Here is a 20,945-nt window from a genome sequence, read left to right on the forward strand (position 1 = left end):
GCCGGGCGGGGCGCTCACCGCGCCACCACCACGTCGAGCACGAGCGGCCGGGTTGCCCGCGCCAGCGCGGGCAGTACTTCGTCCAAAACGGACTCCAGTTCCTCGTGGGTGTCGATCCGCCGGGCGGGACACCCGAGCGAGCGCGCGAGACCGCTCACGCTGATCTCGTCGAACGCGGGCCACGGCGCGGCACCGGGGGCGGCCGAGCGTTCACCGTGCCGGGCGGCCAGCTCGTCCATGATCGCGTACCGGCCGTTGGCGAGCACCACCACGAGCACGCCCACGCCGTAGTGGGCGGCGCTCCACAGCGCCTGGATCGCGTACAGCGACGAGCCGTCGCCGACGACCGCGAGCACCGGGCGGTCCGGGCGCGCCATCCGCACGCCGATCGCCGCGGGCACCGCGAAACCGAGGCCGCCCATGGCGGCGCTGAGAAAGCCGAGCGGCGCGCGGGCGGGCACGAGCGCGTGCAGCAGCGGGCGGCTCGACGGGGTCTCCTCCACGAGCACCGCGTCGCGCGGAATCCGCCGGGCCAGGGCGGCGAACACGTGCTCCGGGGCCAACCCCTCGACGGGTGGCTCGGGCAGGTCGATCGTGCGTCCCGGCGGTTCGGTCGACGCCGGACGCGCCGGCAAGCGTAGCGCGAGCGGACCGCACACGGCGGCGGGCCGCGCGAGCACGGCGAGGTCGGCCGGGCTGCGGTGGGCCTCGTCCGGATCGTCGGTGACCACGGCGATCCGCGTGCCCGGGCCGATCAGCCGGCCGGGCTCGCGCGGGTACTGGCGGAACACCGGCGCGCCCACGGCGAGCACGGCGTCGTGGCCGGCGAGCACCTTGCGCAGATCCGCGCGGCCCGCGGGCAGGTGTCCGGCGAACTGCGGGTGGTCCTGCGGGAACCCGGCGCGAGCGCCGAACGCTTCCTGCCACACCGGACATCGCAGCCGCTCGGCAAGCGCTTCCAGCGCATGCCACGTCTCCGCGTCGTCCGCGCCGGCCCCGACCACGAGCACCGGTTTTTCCGCCTCCGCCAAGAACTTCTCGAGCTCGGCGACGACCTCCGGCTCCGCCGCGGTGGTCCGGACCAGCCGCGCCGGCGCGGGCAGCGGTTCGTCGTCGGCGGCCGGCGCGAGCCAGTCGTCCATCGGCACGATCACCAGCGCGGGGCCGCGGTGGTCGCGGGCCTCGTGCCACGCGCGGGCCAGCGCGCCCGGCACGTCCTGCGGCCGCGGCGGTTCATCGACCCACACGGGCGCGGGCGCGGCGACGTCGTCGAGCCGGTGGCCCGCGAGGAACGGCTCCAGCGCGAGGTGGCGGCGGTCCTGCTGCCCGACGAGCACGACCAGCGGCGCCCGGTTGACGCGCGCGGTCGCCAGTGCACCCACGGCGTTGCCCAGGCCTGCCGTGGTGTGCAGGATCGCGACCGCCGGCCGGTCCGCGGCGAGCGCCCAGCCCGCGGCCATCCCGACCACCGAGCCCTCGTGCAGCGCCAGCACGAACTCGAAGTCACCCGGCAGGTCGGTGAGCAGCGTGATCTCGGTCGAGCCGGGGTTGGCGAACAACGTCGTCGCGCCGTAGCTGCGGAGGACGTCGAACGCGGCGTCTCGGACGGTGGCGGGCAAGGAACCTCCCTGGCGTGTGTGGCTCAGGAGTGTCCGGTACGTCCGTCTGCCGCGCCCAGCCCCACTCTCACTGGACGGAAATTCAGGCCGTCTGGATCGCGCGCGAGACGTTGAGCGCGGCCATCCGGACGACCGGGATCAGCGGCGAGAGGTTCGGCGTGCTGCTGGGCACGACCACGGAGATGGCGGCGATGACCTCGTCGGCGAGCCCGCGCACCGGCGCGGCGACCGACGACGCGCCGTCGGTCATCTCGTCACGCGAGATGCTGAAACCGGAGCGGCGGATCTCGGCGAGCACGCCACGCAGCTGCGCGGGATCGGTGATGGTGCCGCTGGCGCGGCGATCCAGGCCGGCCGACACCACCTCGTCGACGCACTCGGCGGGCGCGTGCGCGAGAAGCACCTTGCCGGGCCCGGTCGCGTGCAGCGGCAACCGCTTCCCGACGCGGGACGTGACCACCACGTCCGGGTGCGCCTCGAGTTTTTCGAGGTAGAGCGCACGGCCTTCGTCGAGCACCACGAGGTGCACGACCTCGTGGGTCACCTGCAGCAGATCCTGCAGGAACGGCAGCGCGACGTCCCGCAGCTCCCGCCCGCTCGGCGCCTGTGAGCCGAGCTGCCACAGCCGCAGGCCGATGCGGTAGCGGCCGCGGCCGGTGCGTTCGAGCGCGCCCCAGCCGACGAGCTCCGCGAGCAGCCGGTACACCGTGGCGGGCGCGAACCCGGTGGCCCGCGTGATCTCGCCGTGCGTCTGCTCGGGACGGCCGTCGAGGAACGAATCCAGGATCGCGAACGCACGGCTGAGCACCGTGCGCCCGGGTTCGGCAGCGTTGCCGGCGATCGCGCGCCTCCCTGACCTCGGGGATACCGAGCCGCCCATCATCCGCCCGTCACGCGGCGGAGGCAAGCGGGGGCGACCCGGTTCCCCCGTCAGGAGGCCAGGTTCCACGCCTTCCCGACCTGCGCCGCCGCGCAGACGCCGACGGCGAGGAGGTATGCGCCGGCGTGCCCGCACTGGTCGGGACCCGTGCCGGGAGCGACCGGCTGGCCGTGGCCCATGCCCGTGATCGAGTAGGTCTCGACCGCGGCGCGGCCCGAGCCGTCGCGATAGACCGCGTGCGGGAAACCGCCGACAGTGTCCGTTGTGGACGGTGCGGCAGGCACGTCCGCGACGTTCGTCCACTGATCGGTGAGCTCACGCAGGTTCACCGGCGCGACCGTGAAGTCCGCCGTGCCCTGCCACAGGCTCACCGTGGGCCGCGGGCCGGAAAACGGTGCCGCCGCACGGACTTTCGCACCCCACTGCGCGGGCGTGAGGTCCTTGCCCGGGTACATGCACGAGTACGCGTCGAACGCCGAAGACGCGCAGCCGTACGGCAGACCGGCCACCACCGCGCCGCCGGCGAACAACTCCGGATACGCGGCGAGCATCACCGAAGTCATCGCCCCGCCCGCTGACAGACCGGTGACGTACACCCGCGACGCGTTGGCGCCCGTGTCCGCGACCGCGCGCCGCACCATCTGCGCGATCGACTCGGCCTCCCCCGACCCGCGGGTGGTGTCGGAGGCCTGGAACCAGTCGAAGCAGCTCGTGATGTTGTTCGCGGACTGCTGCTGCGGCAGCACGAGGGAGAAGTGCCAGCGGTCGGCCAGCTCGACCCAGCCGGCGCCCTGGCCGTAGCCCGTCGCGTTCTGCGTGCAGCCGTGCAACGCCACCACCACGGGCCGTCCGGTGGGCAGCCCGTCGGGCACGTACTCGTACATTTTCAGCGCGCCGGGGTTCGCCCCGAACCCCGTGACCTCCTTGATCGCCGCCGCCGACGCGAACCCGGGCAGGAGCACCAGCAGAGCCGACACCAGCAGCCCGGTGAGGACCTTCCGCACATCGACCACCTCCTTGTGACCTCGGTGAGCATCGTCACGCTCAGCGTAGGAACGCCGACTCCGCGTTCCCACGGTGCGGACCACCACAACTCGCGCCCGGTTTGTGTGGTCCCGCCGGATACCGCCCGCAGTGGTCCGGACCTATGGTTCCGGCATGCGTACGCGGCGGCTCCCCCTCGTCCTCGCCGGCCTGCTCGCCGGCACCGTCCTCGCGGCCCCGGCGGCGACCGCGGCCCGGTGCGCGCCGGTCCTCGTTCCCGGTGCGGCACACCAGGAACAGGCGTGCCTCGCCGACCTGACCACCACCGGCACGCTCGCCACCGGCCACACCGTCCAGGCGGACTGGGCGGGCCTGACCTCGGCGGCGCTGCCCGCGCCGAGCGGCGTGTCCGGTGTTCAGGTCGACGGCTACTTCCCCGACACGTCGACGACCAACACCAACCACGGCTGGAACCACGACGCGCAGTTCGTGCTGCGCCTGCCCGATCACTGGAACGGCGGGCTCGTGGTCTCCGGCTCTCCCGGCACGCGCCGTCAGTACGCCAACGACCGCGCAATCGGCGATCAGGTGCTCGCCGCCGGCTACGCGTTCGCCGCCACGGACAAGGGGAACACCGGCGTGGACTTCTACGCCGACGGACGGCGTCCGGGCGACGCGCTCGCCGAGTGGAACGACCGCGTCACCCAGCTGACCGTCGCCGCGAAGCTCGCCGCGGCCCGGCACTACGGCCGCGCGCCGGCGCGGACCATCGCGGCCGGGCTGTCCAACGGCGGTTACCTCGTGCGCTGGCAGCTGGAAAACCGGCCGTGGCTCTACGACGGCGGTGTCGACTGGGAGGGCACGCTCTGGACGGCCGACGGGCCGAACCTGCTGACGTTCCTGCCGCCCGCCCTCCGGAACTACCCCGCCTACGCCGTCGGCGATGCCCAGGCGCACCAAGCGATCCTCGACGCGGGCTTCGCGCCGGGCTCGGAGTTCCTCTGGCCCTACCACGACCAGGTCTACTGGGACCTCACGCAACGCACCTACCGCGCCGAGGTCGATCCCGGCTTCGACGGCGCGCTTGTGGCGGGGATCCCGTTCTGCACCAGCGGAACCCCGGCGTGCGACGCCGACTACGACTATGCATCGCGACCGGCCGCGGTGCACCGCGCGGTGGAGCGCGTGGCGCTGACCGGGCGCATCGGCCGCCCGCTGCTGACCCTGCACGGCACGCTCGACAGCCTCCTGCCGATCAGCCGCGACTCCGACGTCTACGACCGGATGGTCGAGCGCGCCGGGCGGGGCGCGCTGCACCGCTACTACCGCATCCAGGACGGCAACCACGTCGACGGGCTGGTCGACACGTTCCCGGACCGGCTCCGGCCGATCGCCCCGTGTTTCCGCACGGCGTTCACCGCGCTCGCGGGCTGGCTGCGCGGGGTGCGGCCACCGGTCTCGGCGACGGTGGCCCGCCCCGCGGGTGCGACTCCCGCGGAGCTGGCCACCGCCTGCTCACTGTGACCGAGTCCCCAGAACCTCAGGACTCCTTGCGGCGCAGGCCGTACCCGGCCTTCATCAGGAGCAGCAGCACCGTGCCGAGGATCAGCGGCTGCTGCAGGATCAGCTGCACCACCTGCGGCAGCACCTTCATCGTCGCGGGCGGTACGAACAGCCCGCCGATCGCGGTGATGAACGGGAAGCCCGCGAGCATGAGGTTGTCGCGGGACCAGTGCACCCCCGAGAGCGCGTCGATGGCGCTCGCGAACAGCACTCCGAACAGGACGGTGCCGGCCGCGGCGAGCACGGGCAGGGGCACGGCCTGCAGCAGGTGGTCGAACGGGCCGAGACCGCCCAGCACGAGCAGGATGACACCGGTCGCCAGTGTCACGTAGCGGGAGCCGACCTTCGTCACGCGCAGCAGGCCGATGTTGTCCGGGTAGGCCAGCGTGGACATGCCGCCGAAGACCGCGCCGACGGTGCTGCCCACGACCTCGCCGAACACGCCCTGCGAGACGCGGTAGCCGGACAGCTCCTGGCGGCCCCAGCCGGCGACGATGTCGTAGGTCGCGATGCTCTCCGCGATGGCCGGCAGCAGCGTGATGAAGAAGATCACCACGAGATCGCCCTGCACGGCGAAGCCGAACGGGAAGATCCGCGGCACCGTGAATCCGACGTTGTGCACCACGCCGGCGAAGTGCGTCGGCTCGAAGATCGCGTACACGACCGTGCCGACGATCACCGCGACCAGCACGGCGCCGCGGCGCAGCACGGTTCCCTTGGGCAGCAACGTGAGCAGGATGACGACCAGCGCCGTGACCAAGCCCGACACGAGGTTCATGCCGGGGAACCCGGGTGAACCGGGGGTGCCCAGCACGTTGGGCAACGCGGTGCTGGTGAGCTGGGTGGCGAGGATCAGCACGAGCACGCCGCAGATGATGGGGTCGCGCACGAACTTCGACAGGTACGTGATCAGCCCGTACTTCTTGAGCGGGATCGCGAGTACGCACCAGATCAGCCCGGCCACGACCATCGAGCCGAACGCGGCACCCAACCCGCCCTTGCCATGGCCCACGGCCAGCAGCGCGGCCAGCGAACCGGCGTACGGGCCCTGCACGATCGGCAGCCGCAGCAGGAACACCGACTGCAGGATCACCACGAGCCCGGACGTCATGAACGTGACGCCGTAGAGGTAGGCGGTGTCGGTGGCCGACAGCTTGAACGCGGTGCCGATCAGGGCGGGGAAGATCAGCAGCCCGGCCATGCCGAGGATGTTCTGGACCCCGAGCCCGATCGAGCTCGAGACCTTGACCTTGTCGTCGATCCCGACGTCGAAGATCGGCACGGATTCGGTTTCGGGAGTGGCAGGAGCCGTGGCGGCGGCGGTGACGGCCATGGGGGAAGCTCCAAGCGATGACGGACGGCTGCGGCGGCCATCGAGCGGGGGGACGGGGAGCGGAGCGTTAATCGGTCGGGCGGTGGACGGGTCAGGCTTCGGCGGACTTGCGCAGGCGCGCGGCCCACCTTTCGAGGTAACCGGCGAGCACGATGCGGATCAGCACCGACGCCTTCATCGGCGGTGCTTCGTCGAACTGCGGAGCGGGACGGGGCGGGGTCGCGGTAGCCGTTGCAGTAGCGGTCGCGGCGGGCGTGGGAGCGGCCGAACCGTTGACCGCGGCGGCAGGGGCGGGAGCGGGAGCCACTGCCGGCGCTTCTTCCCCGGCTTCGATCCGCTGCCGCACCCGCGAAGCCAGCTCGCCGACCATCCGCCCGGACACGTCGGACATGATGCCCCGGCCGAACTGCGCGAGCTTGCCGGAGATGGTCAGGTCGGTCTCGAGGGAGACGTGCGCACCCCCTTCGGCCGGTGTCACGCGCATGGTCGCCTTGGCTTTCGCCGTGCCGGCGCCGCGGGTGTCCTTGCCGTCGGCCACGAGCACGGCCACGCGGGCTGCGCCGTCCTTCTCCACGATCTTCGCGACGCCCTGGTAGGCCGCGGTGACCGGGCCGACCTTGATCTTCACCTTGCCGCGGTAGGAGTCGTCGCCCAGGTCCTCCACGAGCTCGGCGCCCGGGAAACAGGCGGCGACGTTGTGCGCGTCCTGCAGGAAGGTGAAGACCTCGTCCGGGTCGGCGGCGACGTCGAAGGAGTTTTCGATGAGCATCCGGTGCCTTTCAGTCCTGGTCCGCGGCGGCAGCCACGATGGCGTCGACGATGCGCGCCGGGGTGATGGGCGCGCGAGTGACGCGGGCCCGCAGCGGACGCAGCGCGTCCTCCACGGCGTTGGCGATCGTGGCCGGCGCCGGGATCGTGCCGCCCTCCCCCGCGCCCTTCACCCCGAGCGGGTTGAGCGGGCTGGGGGTCTGGATGTGGAACAGCTCGACCGGCGGCACCTCGGTGGCCGACACGAGCGCGTAGTCGAGGTAGCTCGTCGCCTGGGGCTGGCCTTCGACGTCGTAGACCGGCTCCTCGTACATCGCGTTGCCGATGCCGTGGGCGAAGCCGCCGAGCACCTGGCCGTCGACGAGCAGCGGGTTGATCACGTTGCCGCAGTCGTGGCCGATCACGTACTTGAGGATCTCGATCTCGCCGGTCTCCGGGTCGACCTCCACGAGCGCGGCGTGCGCACCGCTGGCGTACGCGGCCCGCTCCGGCGAGAAGTAGCTCGACGTCTCGATGCCGGCCTTGATGCCGCGCGGCATCGTGATGCCGTGCTTACCGATGTTCGCCGTCTGCGCGAGCTGTTGCAGAGAAACGGATTTCTCCAGGTCCCCGCCGAGGCAGGCCTTGTCGCCGACGAAGTCCACTTCGGACGCGTCGCAGCCGAGCAGCACCGACGCGGTGTCGAGCAGCCGCTCGCGCATCTGCTTCGCCGCGTCCATCACGGCCGGCCCGCAGGTGGCCGTGATGCGGGAGGCGAACGTGCCCTGCCCGAACGGGATCCGGGCCGTGTCGCCGGTCTTCACTTCGATGTAGTCCATGTCGAGCCCGATGCCGTCGGCGGCGATCTGCGCGTAGACGGTCTCGTAGCCCTGGCCCTGCCCGGCCGCCGCGAGCGTGACGAGGATGCGGCCCTTGTTGGTCAGCCGGATCTTCGCGCCCTCGTACGGGCCGAGACCACAACCCTCGATGTACACCGACAGGCCGATACCGAGGTAGCGGCCCTCCTGGCGGAGCTTGGCCTGCAGCACTCGCGCCTCGTCGTAGCCGATGCGCTCGAGAGTGCCTTCCAGCAGCGTCGGGAAGTCGCCGCTGTCGTAGGTGAGCGGGCTGCCGTCGCGGAACATGATGCCGACCTTGTACGGGAACTCGTCGGCCTGGATCAGGTTGCGGCGCCGCACTTCCGCCGGGTCGAGCCCGAGGTGCTCGGCGATCCGGTCGATCATCCGTTCCATCACGAACACCGCCTGCGGGCGGCCCGCGCCGCGCACCGACGACGTCGGCACCATGTTCGTGTAGCACGCGCGCAGCTCGATCGCGATGTTCGGCACGTGGTACGGGCCGGGCACGGTCGAGGTGGTGATCGACGGGACCTGCAGGCCCGCGCAATACGCGCCCTGGTCGTGCTCGATCACGTCCTTCACCGCCAGCAGCAAGCCGTCGTTGTCGAAGCCGACGTCGACGCGGTGGGTCTGCGAGCGCTCCATCATCGAGGTGACCATGTTCTCCTGGCGGTCCTCGACCCACTTCACCGCGCGGCCCAGCTTCATCGCGACCCACGGGATCACGACCTCTTCGCCGTAGAACTGGGCCTTCGGGCCGAACCCGCCGCCGACATCGGCCGGCGCGATCACGCGGATGTCGTCCTCGGCCATCTCGTAGATGACCGAAAGCTGCTGGCGCGCGTAGTGCGGGGCCTGCGTGGTGTCCCAGATGGTGACCTGCCCGGTCGCCGCCTCGAACCGCGCCGCGACGCCGCGGGTCTCCATCGAGTGGCCGCCGCCGCGCATCACGAAGAACTCGTCGGACAGCACGTTCGGCGCCTCGGCCAGCGCCTTCGCCGCGTCGCCCGCGCTCTGGCTGAGCAGCACGGCGACGTTGGTCTCGTCGCCGGAGTGGGCCAGCGGGCCGTTCTCCTGCAACGCGACGGCGGTGGACGCGACCGCGGGCAGCACCTCGAAGTCGACCTCGATGAGCTCCATCGCGTCTTCGGCGATGTACCGCGACTCGGCGATCACCACGGCGAGCGGCTCGCCGACGTAGTGCAGTTCGGCCGGCGGCATCGGCAGGCGCGGGTAGTCGCGCAGCTGCGGGTGCTGCACCTTCGGTGCCAGCGGCTTCTGGATCTCCATCAGATCGGCGCCGGAGAACACGGCGATCACGCCGGGCAGCGCCAGCGCCTCGGTGGCGTCGAAGGAGAGGATCTTCGCGTGGGCGTGGGGCGAGCGCAGGAACGCGGCCGCGAGCGCGTCGGGCAGGTCGAGGTCGTCGAGGTAACCGCCGTGGCCGGTCAGCAGGCGCTCGTCCTCGCGGCGCTCCATGCGCCGGCCGATCATCGTGCCTTCGGGGACCAGGGTGTCGCTCATGCCTGGGCGTCCTTTCCGGCAGAGGCTTCCAGTACGGACTTCACGAGGCCGGTGTAGCCGGTGCAGCGGCAGATGTTGCCGGACAGCACCTCGCGGGCCTGCTGCTCGGTCGTCACGCTCTCCTCGCGCAGCGCCGCGGTCACGCTCATCAGGAAACCGGGCGTGCAGAAACCGCACTGCAGCGCGTGGTGGCGCTTGAACGCGCACTGCAGCGGCGAAAGCTCGCCGTCTTCGGCCAGGCCCTCGACAGTTTCGACCTGGGCACCGTCGGCCTGCACGGCGAGCATGAGGCACGAGCGCGTGGCGGCGCCGTCGACGATCACCGTGCACGCGCCGCACACGCCGTGCTCGCAGCCGAGGTGCGTGCCGGTGAGGCGCAGCTTCTCGCGCAGGAAGTCGGCGAGCGTCATCCGCGGGTCGACGACGGCCTCGTACTCGCGGCCGTTGACCGTGCACCCCACGGTGTGTGTCTCGTCCTGGGTGCGGGTGGGGAACTCCGTCGCGTGGTCACGCACGGGTGGCCTCCAGTTTTCCTCGGATGTCGGCGAGCGCGCGCTTGACCAGCACGCCGGTGAGCCGGCTGCGGTACTCGGCGCTCGCGTGGATGTCGCCGGTCGGCTCGACCTGCGCGCGGGCGGCGGCTTCGGCCTCGGGCAACAGGTCGTCGCCGAGCGACGCGCCGGTGACCAGCGCCTCGACGTCGGTGAGCCGGTGCGGAGTGGGCGCGACGCCCGCCGCGGCGATGCGGCACGTGGTGACCACGCCTGCGGCGTCGACCTCGCACACCGCGGCCACGCCGGCGAGCGCGAAGTCCCCGCGTCGCGTCGCGAACTCGCTGAACGCCGAGAACTGGTTCGCCGGCGGACGCGGCACGCTGACCTGCAGCAGCAGCTCATCGGGTTCGAGCGAGGTGGTGAGGTGGAAGAGGAAGAACTCCTCCGCCGGCACTTCGCGCACCCCGCGCGACGAAGCGATCGTGAACGTCGCGTCGAGCACCGAGAGCACGCTCGGCAGCTCGGCCGCCGGGTCGGCGTGGGCCAGGCTGCCGCAGATCGTGCCGCGGTTGCGGATCTGCGGGTGCGCCACCTGCTGCAACGCCTCGGTGAGCACCGGCAGCACGGCGGCGGCCTCGGCGGAGCGTTCGACGCAGCGCTGCCGCACGAGCAGCGGGATCGTGATGCGCGTGTCGCCGAACGTCGGCTCGGCGTACTCGGCGCCGACGCGGTTCACGTCGACCAGGTGCTCGAAGCGCGCCAGGCGGAAGTTGAGCATGGGCATCAGGCTCTGGCCGCCGGCCAGGACTTTGGCGTCGTCGCCGTAGACCTGCAGCGTCGCGAGCGCCTCGTCGAGGCTGCGCGGCGAGTGGTAGGTGAACCTGCCGGGTTTCATGCGGTCTCCGTGCCGGTCGTGCCGGTCTTGAGGTGCGCCCGCACGCGCTCGGCGAGTGCGGGCCGTTCGATCAGGGACATGTGCCGCAGGCCGGTCTGGATCTCGAGTTCGGCGCCGGGGATGCCCTCGGCCAGGGCGGCCGCCATCTCCGGCGGCGTCGCGTAGTCGTGCTCCCCGACGAGCACGAGCGTGCTCGCGGTGACCGACGGAAGCAGCGAGCGGGAGTCCATCTCGCCCATCGCGATCGACGCCGCGGCGTGCGCCTCGCTGTTGGTGCGCAGGAAGATCTTCACGATCCGGTCGGCCTCGTTCGGGTTCGCCTCGCGGAACTCCGGGGAGAACCAGCGGTCCAGCTGGAACGCGACCTGCTTCGAGCGCGGCACGGACACGGCCTTCTCCGCGCGCTCGGCCCAGACCTGAGGCGCGCCGTCGCCGTAGTACGCCGTGGTGTCGGCGAGCACGAGCGAACGCACGCGGCCCGGGAAGCGGCCGGCGAAGTTCACGCCGACGCTGCCGCCCATCGACAGGCCCAGCAGCGACACGCTCTCGAGCCCGAGCGAGTCGAACGCGGTGCCGAGGTCGTCGGCCAGGTCGGCGATCGAGAACGGCTTGCCGTCCCAGGACGACTCGCCGTGGCCGCGCAGGTCGAACGCGAACACCTGGAACTCGTCGGCCAGCGCTTCGGCCAGCGGCGTCCACAGCTCGCCGGAGGTGGCGAGCGGGTGGAGCAGCACCACGGGCTCGCCCGCGCCCCAGCGGCGGACCGCCAGCGGGCCCGCGGTCGAGGTGGACGGGATCATGCGGGCCTCCGGAAGATGTTCTCGGCGTTGGTGCGCAGGATCGCCTCGGTGTCGCTTTCGGACAGTCCGGCGTCCAGCACGGTGTGCACGGGGCGCGGGTCGCCCAGCGCGAACGGGTAGTCGCTGCCCAGTACCACGTGGTCGGAGCCGACGAGTCCGGTGAGGAAGCGGATGGCGGGCGCGGACAGCGCGACGGTGTCGTAGACGAAGTCGCGCAGGTAGTCCGACGGCTTCTCCCGCTCCAGCTCCCCCGCGAACGCCTCCTTGGTGCGGTAGCCGCCGTCGAGCCGGCTCGCCTGGTACGGCAGGAACCCGCCGCCGTGCACGAGGATCACCTTGAGGCCGGGGTGGCGGTCGAGCAGGCCGTGGAGGATCAGCTCGGTCACAGCGACGGTGTTGTCGATCAGCCGGCCGTGGACGTTGCCCATGGTGCCGAGCGTGGCGAGCTCACCCGAGGGCCCGTACGTGGGCGGGTGCAGCACCACCGGGATCTCCTCGCGCGCGGCGACCGTCCACAGTGGTTCGAAGTTCTCCTCGTGCGGCGCCGAACCGGTGAGCGGGTCGGTGCTCAGCATGACGCCGGTGAACTCCGGGCGCTTCCACGCCTCCAGCAGGTCGGCGGCGGCCTGCTCGCCGTCGTCGGTGGCCACGGACGCCAGCGCGGTCGTGCCGCCGCCGAGCTCGGCCACGGACTCCGCCATCGCGTCGTTGACCGTGCGGGCCCAGTCGCGCGCGGCGGGCGGTTCCAGGAACGCCGACTGGATGTCCATCCACGGCGAGATGACCTGGGTCGCCACGCCCGTCTGCGCACGCCAGCCCGCCCGCGGGCCGGTCTCGTTCATCCGCGCGCCGATCGGGCGGGTCTCGCCCATGCCGGGCACGTCGACGACCCAGCCCTTCTCCGTGCGCCGGGCGCTGAAGCCGCACGCGGGCGCCTTCTCGAGCGCCGCGAGCAGCGACGGCGGGACGATGTGCGCGTGCGTGTCGAGAACCGGGTAGGGGACGATCTCGTCGCTGTCCGTCCGACTCACCTCTCAGTGCCGAAGACCACGTGTGGGAAAACTCGCTGGTCCTCGACGCTAGGTGGCCAGGACAGGGGCAACCAGCGCGCTTTGCTGTCGGCCCCGGTAAGCAGTTCTTACAGCGGCCCCCTCGCGCGAGCGGGGCCCGGCGTGATGCGATGACCCGAACCCGGCACCACAACCGGGTGACAGTGAAAGGCAGGTGCCCGTTGACGGGGACAGGACTTCCGCGGCGCAACGTAGTCGTGGCCATCACCGGGGCGAGCGGTGCGTGTTACGGCGTGCGCATTCTGCAACTGCTCCGCGAGCGTCTGGACTTCTCGACGCACCTCATCCTGTCGAAGGCCGGGATCGTGACGCTGCGCCACGAGTGCGGCTTGTCCGCCGAGGACGTGCGCGAGCTGGCCGACGTCACCCACCGGCCCGGCGAGATCGGCGCGACCATCGCTTCGGGCTCGTTCCCCGTGGAGGCCATGGTGGTGGCCCCGTGCTCGATCAAGACGCTCTCGGCCATCGCCACCGGTTACACCGACGACCTCGTCGCCCGCGCCGCCGACGTGTGTCTCAAGGAGGGCCGGCCGCTGCTGCTCATGGTGCGCGAGACGCCGCTGCACCTCGGGCACCTCAAGTCGATGACCGCCGCGGCCGAAGCGGGCGCCATCATCGCGCCCCCGGTTCCGGCCTTCTATTCTCGACCCGAGACGATCGACGAACTGGTGGACTTCACCGCCCGCCGCGCGCTCTCCCGGGTGGGCCTGTGGGAGCTCGCTCCCCCGGCGTGGGACGGTGACGTGACCAGACGCAAAGACGCTCTCACCCACGGTGGCTGACGGCGGGACCGCGCGAGCGGTCGGGAAAGGAGTCGGGTGCTCGAAGCTCGGCGACTGCAGATCTTCTCGGCGGTGGCCGAACGCGGCTCGTTCACCGCGGCGGCCGAAGCCCTGTTCATGACCCATTCCGCCGTGTCGCAGCAGATGGCGCTGCTGGAGCGGCAGCTGGGCGTGCCGCTCATGATCCGCGGCCCCCGCGGCATCGAGCTCACCGACTCCGGGCGCATCCTCGCCGAGCGCAGCACAGGCCTGCTCGGCACGATCGCGAACATCGAGCAGGAGATGGCCGACCTCAAGGCACAGCAGTCGTACGTGCGCCTCGGCGCGTTCCCCACCGCCGGCGCGGACCTCATCCCGCGCGTGGTGCGGACGTACCAGGAGCGCTACCCCGACACGAAGATCGTGCTGCGCTCGGCCCACGCCTTCGACATGCCCGCGAACCTGCGCGACGGCTCGATCCACCTGGGCCTGGCCTGGGACTACGACTTCGACCCGCGCTCGGTGCCCGCCGACATCGAGTGGATCCATCTGGCCGACGACCCGCTGTGCGTGCTCGTGCCGGTCGACCACCCCGTGGCCGGTGAGTCCGAAGTGGAGCTGCGTGAGCTCGCGGGCGAGAGCTGGGTGGTGCGCAGCCACCGCCCGCCGTACGACGAGGCGTTCACGACGCTGTGCCGACTCGCCGGGTTCGAACCGGACATCGGCTTCGCCACGGAGGACTACCTGTCGGCGCAGGGCCTGGTGGCGGCGGGCGTCGGCATCAGCGCGGCGCCGCGGCTCGCGCTGGTGGCGCTGCGGCCCGACGTCGTCGCCGTGGACATCGCCGGTCCCGCGCCGCGCCGGCGCATCGCGGCCGTCCGGCTGCTCAACGCGAGCCACCCCCCGGCCGCCCAGCAGATGCTCGACGTCCTGCGCGCGGCCACGACCCCCGAGGAGAACCCGTGACCGTGCCGGACGAAACCGGCGAACGGCCCGGCACCGACGTCCTGCGCCGCATCCTGCGCGACGGGCGCACCGAGATCTCGCTCGTGGACCGCATCGTCGAGGACCTCGCGGTGCAGATCATCGACGGCCGCCTGCCGCCGGGTGCCGACGTGAACTCCGTCGAGCTCGCCCGCCGCTACACCAGCAGCCGCACGCCCGTGCGCGAAGCGCTGCTGACGCTGCAGCGCGAAGGACTCGTGGACATCCCGGCCCGCCGGCGCCCGCGGGTGGCCCCGGTGACGCTGAGCCAGGCGCGCGAGATGTACGAGATCCGCGCGAGCCTGCACGGCCTGGTCAGCGAGCTGATCGTGCGCAACGCGCCCGACAGCGCGCTCGACGTGCTGGACAAGTGGCAGGCCCACCTGCGCGCGGACGCCGAACGCGGCGACGTGGACTCCTACTTCTGGCACAACGTCACCTTCCGCCAGGCCGAGGCGGAGGTCGCGGGCAACCACCAGCTCACCCGCCTGCTCGGCTCGCTGGGCCTGCGCACGCTCCAGCTGCGCCACGTGAGCCTGTCGCTGCCCGGCCGCCTCACGCGCTCCGTGGACGACCACGAGCGGCTCCTGGAGGCCTACCGCGACCGCGACGCCCCGCTCGCCGTGGCGCTGACGAAGTCCATCATCTCGGCCGGGCTGCAGGCGATAGAGGAGTCCGGCTGGTCGGGCCTGTCGGTCGAAAGCTCCCCCGGTCCGACCGACGCCTGACGTCCCGGCCGGACGCGGGTGACCGGCGCCTGTGCGCGGGTCGGGGCCTCGCGCGCACAGACGGCGGTTACGCGCGCCCGGCCGGGAAGCCGGGCACTACGACTGCCTCATACCTGACCGGACCGCTCGATCGCCCGGTAACCCCGCAGCACCAGCGACCGGCTCACCGCCGCGGCGAGCGGCGCGTCGCGGTCGGCGTAGGCGTTGACGAGGCGCTCGTGGTCGGCGACCGAGTGCAGCAGCCGGCCCGGCAGCGACAGGCTCAGGTGCCGGAAGCGGTGCATCTGCAGGCCCAGCGAGGACAGTCGCCGCTGCAGCTCGCCGTTCTGCGAGAGGCTCGCCTCGGCGTTGCGGAACCCGACGTTGTGCCAGAAGTACCCGTGGACGTCGCCGCGTTCGGCGTCGTCGGCCAGCACCTTCTGCCAGGCGCGCAGGCCGTCGATCTCCTCGTCCGTGGCGCGGGCGACCACCAGCTCGCTGACCAGCCCGTAGAGGCTGCCCCGGATCTCGTAGATCTCCCGCACCTGCCGCATGTCCACCGGCGAGACGTACGGCCGCCGCCGCGGCGGCACGATCACCAGCGACTCCCGTTCCAGCAGGAGCAGCGCCTCCCGCACCGGGGTGCGGGAGGTGCTGAACCGCCGGGCCAGCTCGGCCGAGTTGACCTCGTGGCCGGGCCGGAGCCTGCCCTCCACGATGCTCGTGGCGAGCTCGCGGAAGATCGTGAACGCGAGCGACGAGTCGCCGTCGGACCCGCGCAACGCGCTGAACAACAGCTCCTTCCGCAGGTCTTCGACGCCCGCGTCGGTCACTAGCCGAGCACCTCGGGCCAGCGCCTGGTCACCGAAGCCACCAGGTCGTCGGTCGACTCGGCCACCGCCGGGAAGTCCGCGAGCCGCTCGAACGGCCGGCACGCGTCGATCACCGCGCGGCTGTTGAACGGGATCTCGCCCGGCAGGGTGAGCGGGTCGACGCGGCTGCCCCACGTCCGCTTCATGACCTCGATGTCGAGCTCGGGGTTGGTGCGCCCGCACATCGCCCACACGACCTCGCCGAGGTCACGCGGGTTCACATCGTGGTCCACCACCACCGTGAAGCGGTTCATGTACGCGGCGTTCGGCAGCTGCGCAGTGAGGTACGCGGCCTGGCGCGCGTGCCCCGGGTACTTCTGCTCGATCGCCACGATCAGCAGCGACCGGCCACCGCCGGCCTCGTGCGCCCACACCGTGCGCACGCCGGGCAGCCCGGTCTTGCGCAGCGAGTCGGTGATGATCGCGGACTTCATCACCGTGCGCATGTACGAGTAGTCGTGCGGCGGCTTGCCGGGAGGCGCCCCGAGCAGGATCGGGTCGTCGCGGTAGTAGACCTTCTCGATGTCGATCGCGAGGATCGGGTCCTGCGAACCGGAGTAGTACCCGGTCCACTCGCCGAACGGGCCCTCCGGCCGCGTGTCGGCCGGGCGCACCCAGCCCTCGATCGCGATCTCCGCGTCGTGCGGCAGCGGCAGGCCCGTGGCCAGGCCCGCGATCGTGCGCACCGGCGAGCCGGTCATCGCGCCGACATAGTCGTACTCCGACACGTCGCCGGGCACCTCGACGCCGGCCGCCACCAGGTACGCCGGGTGGTGGCCGAGCGAGGCGGCGATGGGCGCGCGGCCCTCGGCCTCGAACCAGCGACGCAGGTGCTGCGCGCCGTGCTTGCCCGCCTCGATGTTCACGGTCGCCGAGCGACCCTCGTCCTGCACCTGCATGCGGTAGGCGCCGAGGTTGATCCGGCCGGTGTCGTAGTCGCGCGTGACCACGGCGCAGCCCGTGCCGATGTAGCGCCCGCCGTCGCCCTCGTGCCAGCGCGGCACGGGGAACTTCAGCAGGTCGACCTCGTCGTCCACATGGGACAGCAGCGGGCCGTCGGTCACCGTGACGGCGCGGAACTCGGCCGCGTTGGCCGCCCACTCGCCCGGCTTCACCGCGAGGGTCTCCATGAGATCCTCGTCGGTGTTTTCCCACCCGAGGCCCAGCACGGAGCCGAGCAGCCGCGGGTTGCTGACCGAACCGGACAGCACCCGCGAGCCCGCGGAGTAGTCCTTGATGGAGTCGAACAGCATCGCCTTCGGCGAGCTGCGCCGGTAGTTGACCTGCGAGAGCGCGCCGATCTCCAGCTCCCAGTGGGCGCCTTCGATCGGCTGGACCTCGCCTTCGCGCTCGGCTTCGGCGAGCCAGCGCCGCAGGTCGGGACCGGTGTCGTTCATGCTGCTCCTCGTCGCGTGTCGGCCTGGAAGTACTCGGTGGCCGCGTCGGCGGTGATCACGTCGGCGTACTTCTGGTTGAGATCGAACAGGCTCAGCCAGTGCGACGACTCGAACCGGTCGAAGCACAGGTCGCCGACCACGCCCACGCGGTAGCCGCGGCTGCACGCGTCGACCACGGTCGAGCGCACACAGCCACTGGTGGCCTCGCCGACCACGAGCAGCGTGTCGTAGCCCCCCGCCCGGAGGATGGTGTCGAGCGGGGTCTCGAAGAAGCAGCTCGGGCCGATCTTCCGAAGCACGATGTCACCCTCGGCCGGGGCCACCTCCGCGACGATGGCGTTGCCGTCCACCGCGCGCGGCTTCGGCGCGAGCGCCGGAGCCGGTTTGCGGTTCCAGCGCCCGTATTCCGGTGGCGTGGCGTGGAAGTACGCCACGCGCACGCCGGCGTCACGCGCTGCCTGCAGGAACGGCGCGGTGCGGTCGACGACCTCCCAGCCGGCGTCCCCGCACGAGCTGGGCCAGTCGGCGACCGACTCCACGATGCCGGCCCGCGGCAGGCCGAGCGCGGCGTAGTACAGGTCGACGGCCACCACGAGCGGGCGCGAGCCCAGGCCGAACGGCGCCTGCTTGGCCCACGACGTGGCCGCGAGCACGGCCCGGTCGCGATCCGTCAGGTAGGGCGCCCAGCCGTCCTCGAACACGGCGGCGGCCGTCTTCGGCACGGTCATGCCGCCGCCAGCGTGCTGTCGATGTACTTCGTGACGTCCGCGGGCGGGGTCGACTTCGCGTTGTGCGCCGCTTCGTCGAACGCCTGCTTGATCACCTTGGGGTCGACCTCGGGGGTCTGCGACCACACGGTGAGGAAGAAGTCGTACGCGTAGTTGGCCAGGTCGTCGCTCTGCACGCCGCTGTACTTCTTGATTGCCTTCACGGTCTCGGCCTTGTGCGAGCGCAGGTACTGCAGGGACTCGGCTTCCGCGGCGTAGAACCGCTTCACCGCTTCACGGTTGTTCTGCAGGAACTTGTTCTGCACGGTGTAGGCGCCGAGCGGGAACTGCAGATCGGCCAGCGAAGCCAGGCGGTGCGCGCCTTTCTCCCGGCTCTGCGTGCCGTTCGGCGGTTGGGTCAGCAGCGCGGACACGGCACCGCTGCCGAGCGCCGCGACCTCGGCGGGCACGCTCTTCACGAACACCGCCTGCACGTCTTCGCGCTTCATGCCGTTGGCCTCGAGCAGGTCGGTCAGCCCGAAGTCGCTCTGCGAACCGGGCGAGGAGATCGCGACCTTCTTGCCCTTGAGGTCCTTGATCGTCTTGATGTCGGGACTGGCCCACATCTCGAGGTTGTAGTGCGGTTCCGACATCGCGACGTACTTGAGGTCGGAGCCCTTCATGATCGCGGCGGCGGAGTCCGCTGCCACGCCGACCCCGATGTTCACGCTGTTGCTCGAAAGCGCGGCGACGAGCTGCGAGCTGTCGTTGAGCCGGTTGAGCGTGACCTTCAGGCCGTGCTTGGCGAAGATGCCTTCGTCCTGGGCCACGTACAGGTCGGAGTAGCCCGCGCCGAGCGCGGTGTAACCGATGGTGATCGGCAGGGCGCCGTTGGCATCGGCCTTGACGGGGGCTGTGCCGCCACCCTTGCCGGCACAGCCGGAGAGGACGAGCGCCAGCGCCGCGGCGGCCGCGACCGCCGAGAGGATTTTCTTGTTCACTGCGAACCTGCCCAGTGGGTGAAGCGGCGTTCGATCATCCGCACGGCGCCGTTGAGCAGCAGCGCGACGACGGCGAGGATGATGATGCCGGCCATGGCGTTGTCCATGTTGAAGTTCGAGGTCTGGGTCTGGACGAAGTACCCGAGGCCCTGGCTCGCGAGGAACAGCTCCGCGACGATCGCACCGACCAACGCGCGGCCGACGGCGAGGCGCACACCCGCGAGGATGTACGGCAGCGTCGCGGGCAGCGCGATGGCGTAGAAGAACCGCAGCCGCGGCGTGCAGAACACCGTGGCCACGCGGGTGTAGTCGCTGTCGAGGTTCCGCACGCCGGCGGTGATGTTGATGATGAGCGGCAGGATCGCGGCCCAGATGATCACGAGGATGCGCGAGACGTCGCCGATGCCGAACCAGAAGATGATGATCGGCAGGAACATCACGTACGGCACGGAGTAGAGGATGTTGACCATCGGCTCGGTCATGTCGTGCAGGATCTTGCTGCGGCCCAGCACGAGCCCGACCGGGATGCCGACGACGAACGTGATCAGCAGGCCCCACAACAGCTCGAGACCGGTCGCGCCGAGCGCGGGCCAGATGTCGCCCGAGCCGAACAGGTCGATCTCGGAGGAGACGATGCGCGTCGGGCTGCTGCTGAAGGAGACGTCGACGACGCCGGTGGCGCTGCAGACCTGCCACAGCACCAGGACGATGAGAAGCCCGGCCGCGCCGAGCAGTCCGCTACGCCTGCGCTGAACCCAGGCGGACAGACCCCTGGACTCCACTGCCGCGGGTTGCCCGGGCGGGCTCGGCGGCCTGGTCAGTGTTGACGCCGTTGTCATGGTTCCTCGCTGAGTCTTCCGCAGCCGCGGATTCCTGGGTGGGGGTGGGGTTCACGCTCTCGTCGGCCGGCTTGTGGTGCAGCGCCTCGAGAATCCGGTCGCCGTAGGCGAGGAACTCGGAGCTGCGCCGCCAGGCCGCGTCGCGGGGGCGGGGCGCGTCGATCTTGACCTCGAGGGCGACCCGGGCCGGGGATGGGGAGAACACGAGCACGCGGTCGGCCAGCAGCACCGCCTCGTTCACGTCGTGGGTCACGAACATCGCGGTCTTCTTGGCGCTGACGGTGTCCGCCTGCCAGATCCGCAGGAGCTCGTCCTGCAGGTTCTCGCGCGTCTGCGCGTCGAGCGCACCGAAGGGCTCGTCGAGCAACAGCAGGGTGGGGTCGGTGGCCAGGGCCCGTGCGAGGTTCACGCGCTGCTTCATGCCACCCGAAAGCTCGTGCGGGTACTTGCGGGCGACGTGCGAGAGGCCCACGATCTCCAGCAGTTCCTCGGCCCGGGCACGCACCTGCTGCGTGAGCCGGCCTTGCACCTGCGGTCCGAAGAGGACGTTGTCCAGCACCGTGCGCCACGGGTAGAGCGACGCGTGCTGGAACACCAGCGATCGTTCGGGGCCCGGTCCCTTGACGGCCTTGCCGCCCACCTCGAGCGCACCGCCGGCGACCGGGACCAGCCCGGCGACGGCTTCGAGGAACGTGGTCTTGCCGCACCCGCTGGGTCCGACGATGACCACGAACTCCTCGTCCATGATCTGGAGGTTGAGGTCGAGGACCGCCGTGGAGAACGCGTTGCCGCGCCGGGCCTTGTGGCCCAGCAGCAGATCACGCGCGTCCAGACATACATTCGACGACGTCATCGGCCGACCGCCACCCCAACCGGTCGGACTTCTGGGTTGCTCACTACTGCTCCTC

At 71.4% G+C, this 20,945-nt stretch carries 20 protein-coding genes; 4 read left to right on the forward strand and 16 right to left on the reverse strand.

Annotated elements, in window-relative coordinates; translation table 11 throughout:
* Window positions 1-14: 14 nt before the first annotated feature.
* The 3 genes from AB0M56_RS04610 to AB0M56_RS04620 all read right to left on the reverse strand — a co-directional run bounded on the left by AB0M56_RS04610 (window position 15) and on the right by AB0M56_RS04620 (window position 3,503).
* Entirely contained in the window at window positions 15-1,619 is a 1,605-nt protein-coding gene (locus AB0M56_RS04610) for a thiamine pyrophosphate-dependent enzyme (protein WP_364171061.1), read from the reverse strand.
* A gap of 82 nt (window positions 1,620-1,701) precedes the next feature.
* Entirely contained in the window at window positions 1,702-2,427 is a 726-nt protein-coding gene (locus tag AB0M56_RS04615; protein WP_364171062.1) for an IclR family transcriptional regulator, read from the reverse strand.
* 122 nt (window positions 2,428-2,549) lie between these two features.
* Window positions 2,550-3,503, reverse strand: coding sequence for a PHB depolymerase family esterase (locus AB0M56_RS04620; RefSeq protein ID WP_364171374.1), 954 nt, complete (start codon window positions 3,501-3,503; stop codon window positions 2,550-2,552).
* A 154-nt stretch (window positions 3,504-3,657) separates the two neighbouring features.
* On the opposite strand from AB0M56_RS04620, the gene AB0M56_RS04625 reads away from it, so the two are divergent.
* Complete coding sequence (locus tag AB0M56_RS04625; protein ID WP_364171064.1) at window positions 3,658-5,007, forward strand: tannase/feruloyl esterase family alpha/beta hydrolase; 1,350 nt, start codon at window positions 3,658-3,660, stop codon at window positions 5,005-5,007.
* 16 nt (window positions 5,008-5,023) lie between these two features.
* Here AB0M56_RS04625 and AB0M56_RS04630 read toward each other — a convergent pair whose 3' ends face one another.
* From AB0M56_RS04630 to AB0M56_RS04660, 7 genes are all read right to left on the reverse strand, one after another.
* Complete coding sequence (locus AB0M56_RS04630; RefSeq protein WP_364171066.1) at window positions 5,024-6,379, reverse strand: solute carrier family 23 protein; 1,356 nt, start codon at window positions 6,377-6,379, stop codon at window positions 5,024-5,026.
* Between the two features lie 91 nt (window positions 6,380-6,470).
* On the reverse strand, window positions 6,471-7,148 hold the full coding sequence (locus AB0M56_RS04635; protein ID WP_364171068.1) for an SRPBCC family protein: 678 nt from the start codon (window positions 7,146-7,148) through the stop codon (window positions 6,471-6,473).
* A 10-nt stretch (window positions 7,149-7,158) separates the two neighbouring features.
* On the reverse strand, window positions 7,159-9,510 hold the full coding sequence (locus AB0M56_RS04640; RefSeq protein WP_364171069.1) for a xanthine dehydrogenase family protein molybdopterin-binding subunit: 2,352 nt from the start codon (window positions 9,508-9,510) through the stop codon (window positions 7,159-7,161).
* Window positions 9,507-9,971 carry a (2Fe-2S)-binding protein gene (locus AB0M56_RS04645; protein ID WP_364171376.1) on the reverse strand — a complete coding sequence of 155 codons (465 nt, stop codon included), beginning with the start codon at window positions 9,969-9,971 and terminating at the stop codon, window positions 9,507-9,509. The genes AB0M56_RS04640 and AB0M56_RS04645 overlap by 4 nt, the downstream gene beginning before the upstream one ends.
* Window positions 9,972-10,017: 46 nt before the next feature.
* Entirely contained in the window at window positions 10,018-10,899 is an 882-nt protein-coding gene (locus AB0M56_RS04650; protein WP_364171071.1) for a xanthine dehydrogenase family protein subunit M, read from the reverse strand.
* Window positions 10,896-11,699: an alpha/beta fold hydrolase gene (locus tag AB0M56_RS04655; RefSeq protein WP_364171073.1), complete on the reverse strand. Its 804-nt coding sequence runs from the start codon at window positions 11,697-11,699 to the stop codon at window positions 10,896-10,898. Before AB0M56_RS04655 ends, AB0M56_RS04650 begins: the two co-directional genes overlap by 4 nt.
* On the reverse strand, window positions 11,696-12,730 hold the full coding sequence (locus AB0M56_RS04660; protein ID WP_364171075.1) for an amidohydrolase family protein: 1,035 nt from the start codon (window positions 12,728-12,730) through the stop codon (window positions 11,696-11,698). Before AB0M56_RS04660 ends, AB0M56_RS04655 begins: the two co-directional genes overlap by 4 nt.
* Before the next feature lie 236 nt (window positions 12,731-12,966).
* Between AB0M56_RS04660 and AB0M56_RS04665 the strand changes: the two genes are divergently transcribed.
* From AB0M56_RS04665 to AB0M56_RS04675, 3 genes are read left to right on the forward strand one after another with little or no spacing between them, the layout of a single operon-like run.
* The gene (locus tag AB0M56_RS04665; protein ID WP_364171077.1) at window positions 12,967-13,551 is read left to right on the forward strand and encodes a UbiX family flavin prenyltransferase; all 585 of its coding nucleotides are present in this window, start codon (window positions 12,967-12,969) and stop codon (window positions 13,549-13,551) included.
* Between the two features lie 36 nt (window positions 13,552-13,587).
* Window positions 13,588-14,496, forward strand: a complete 909-nt coding sequence (locus tag AB0M56_RS04670; RefSeq protein WP_364171079.1) for a LysR family transcriptional regulator — start codon at window positions 13,588-13,590, stop codon at window positions 14,494-14,496.
* A complete protein-coding gene (locus tag AB0M56_RS04675) occupies window positions 14,493-15,242 on the forward strand; it encodes a GntR family transcriptional regulator (protein ID WP_364171081.1) in 750 nt (249 codons plus the stop codon). The genes AB0M56_RS04670 and AB0M56_RS04675 overlap by 4 nt, the downstream gene beginning before the upstream one ends.
* Window positions 15,243-15,349: 107 nt before the next feature.
* Here the strand turns inward: AB0M56_RS04675 and AB0M56_RS04680 are convergent, their stop codons facing one another.
* The 6 genes from AB0M56_RS04680 to AB0M56_RS04705 are packed head-to-tail and all read right to left on the reverse strand — an operon-like array spanning window position 15,350 to window position 20,890.
* Window positions 15,350-16,054: a GntR family transcriptional regulator gene (locus AB0M56_RS04680; protein WP_220241180.1), complete on the reverse strand. Its 705-nt coding sequence runs from the start codon at window positions 16,052-16,054 to the stop codon at window positions 15,350-15,352.
* The gene (locus AB0M56_RS04685; protein WP_364171083.1) at window positions 16,054-17,490 is read right to left on the reverse strand and encodes a UbiD family decarboxylase; all 1,437 of its coding nucleotides are present in this window, start codon (window positions 17,488-17,490) and stop codon (window positions 16,054-16,056) included. The genes AB0M56_RS04680 and AB0M56_RS04685 overlap by 1 nt, the downstream gene beginning before the upstream one ends.
* Complete coding sequence (locus tag AB0M56_RS04690; protein ID WP_220241183.1) at window positions 17,487-18,218, reverse strand: isochorismatase family protein; 732 nt, start codon at window positions 18,216-18,218, stop codon at window positions 17,487-17,489. Before AB0M56_RS04690 ends, AB0M56_RS04685 begins: the two co-directional genes overlap by 4 nt.
* A complete protein-coding gene (locus AB0M56_RS04695) occupies window positions 18,215-19,198 on the reverse strand; it encodes an ABC transporter substrate-binding protein (RefSeq protein WP_364171085.1) in 984 nt (327 codons plus the stop codon). The genes AB0M56_RS04690 and AB0M56_RS04695 overlap by 4 nt, the downstream gene beginning before the upstream one ends.
* Window positions 19,195-19,980 (reverse strand): ABC transporter permease, encoded by a 786-nt coding sequence (locus AB0M56_RS04700; protein WP_364171087.1) that lies wholly within the window; start codon window positions 19,978-19,980, stop codon window positions 19,195-19,197. The genes AB0M56_RS04695 and AB0M56_RS04700 overlap by 4 nt, the downstream gene beginning before the upstream one ends.
* On the reverse strand, window positions 19,937-20,890 hold the full coding sequence (locus AB0M56_RS04705; protein WP_364171089.1) for an ABC transporter ATP-binding protein: 954 nt from the start codon (window positions 20,888-20,890) through the stop codon (window positions 19,937-19,939). Before AB0M56_RS04705 ends, AB0M56_RS04700 begins: the two co-directional genes overlap by 44 nt.
* Between the last annotated feature and the right edge of the window lie 55 nt (window positions 20,891-20,945).

The sequence above is a fragment of the Amycolatopsis sp. NPDC051372 genome, assembly GCF_040682095.1.
Classification (GTDB): domain Bacteria; phylum Actinomycetota; class Actinomycetes; order Mycobacteriales; family Pseudonocardiaceae; genus Amycolatopsis.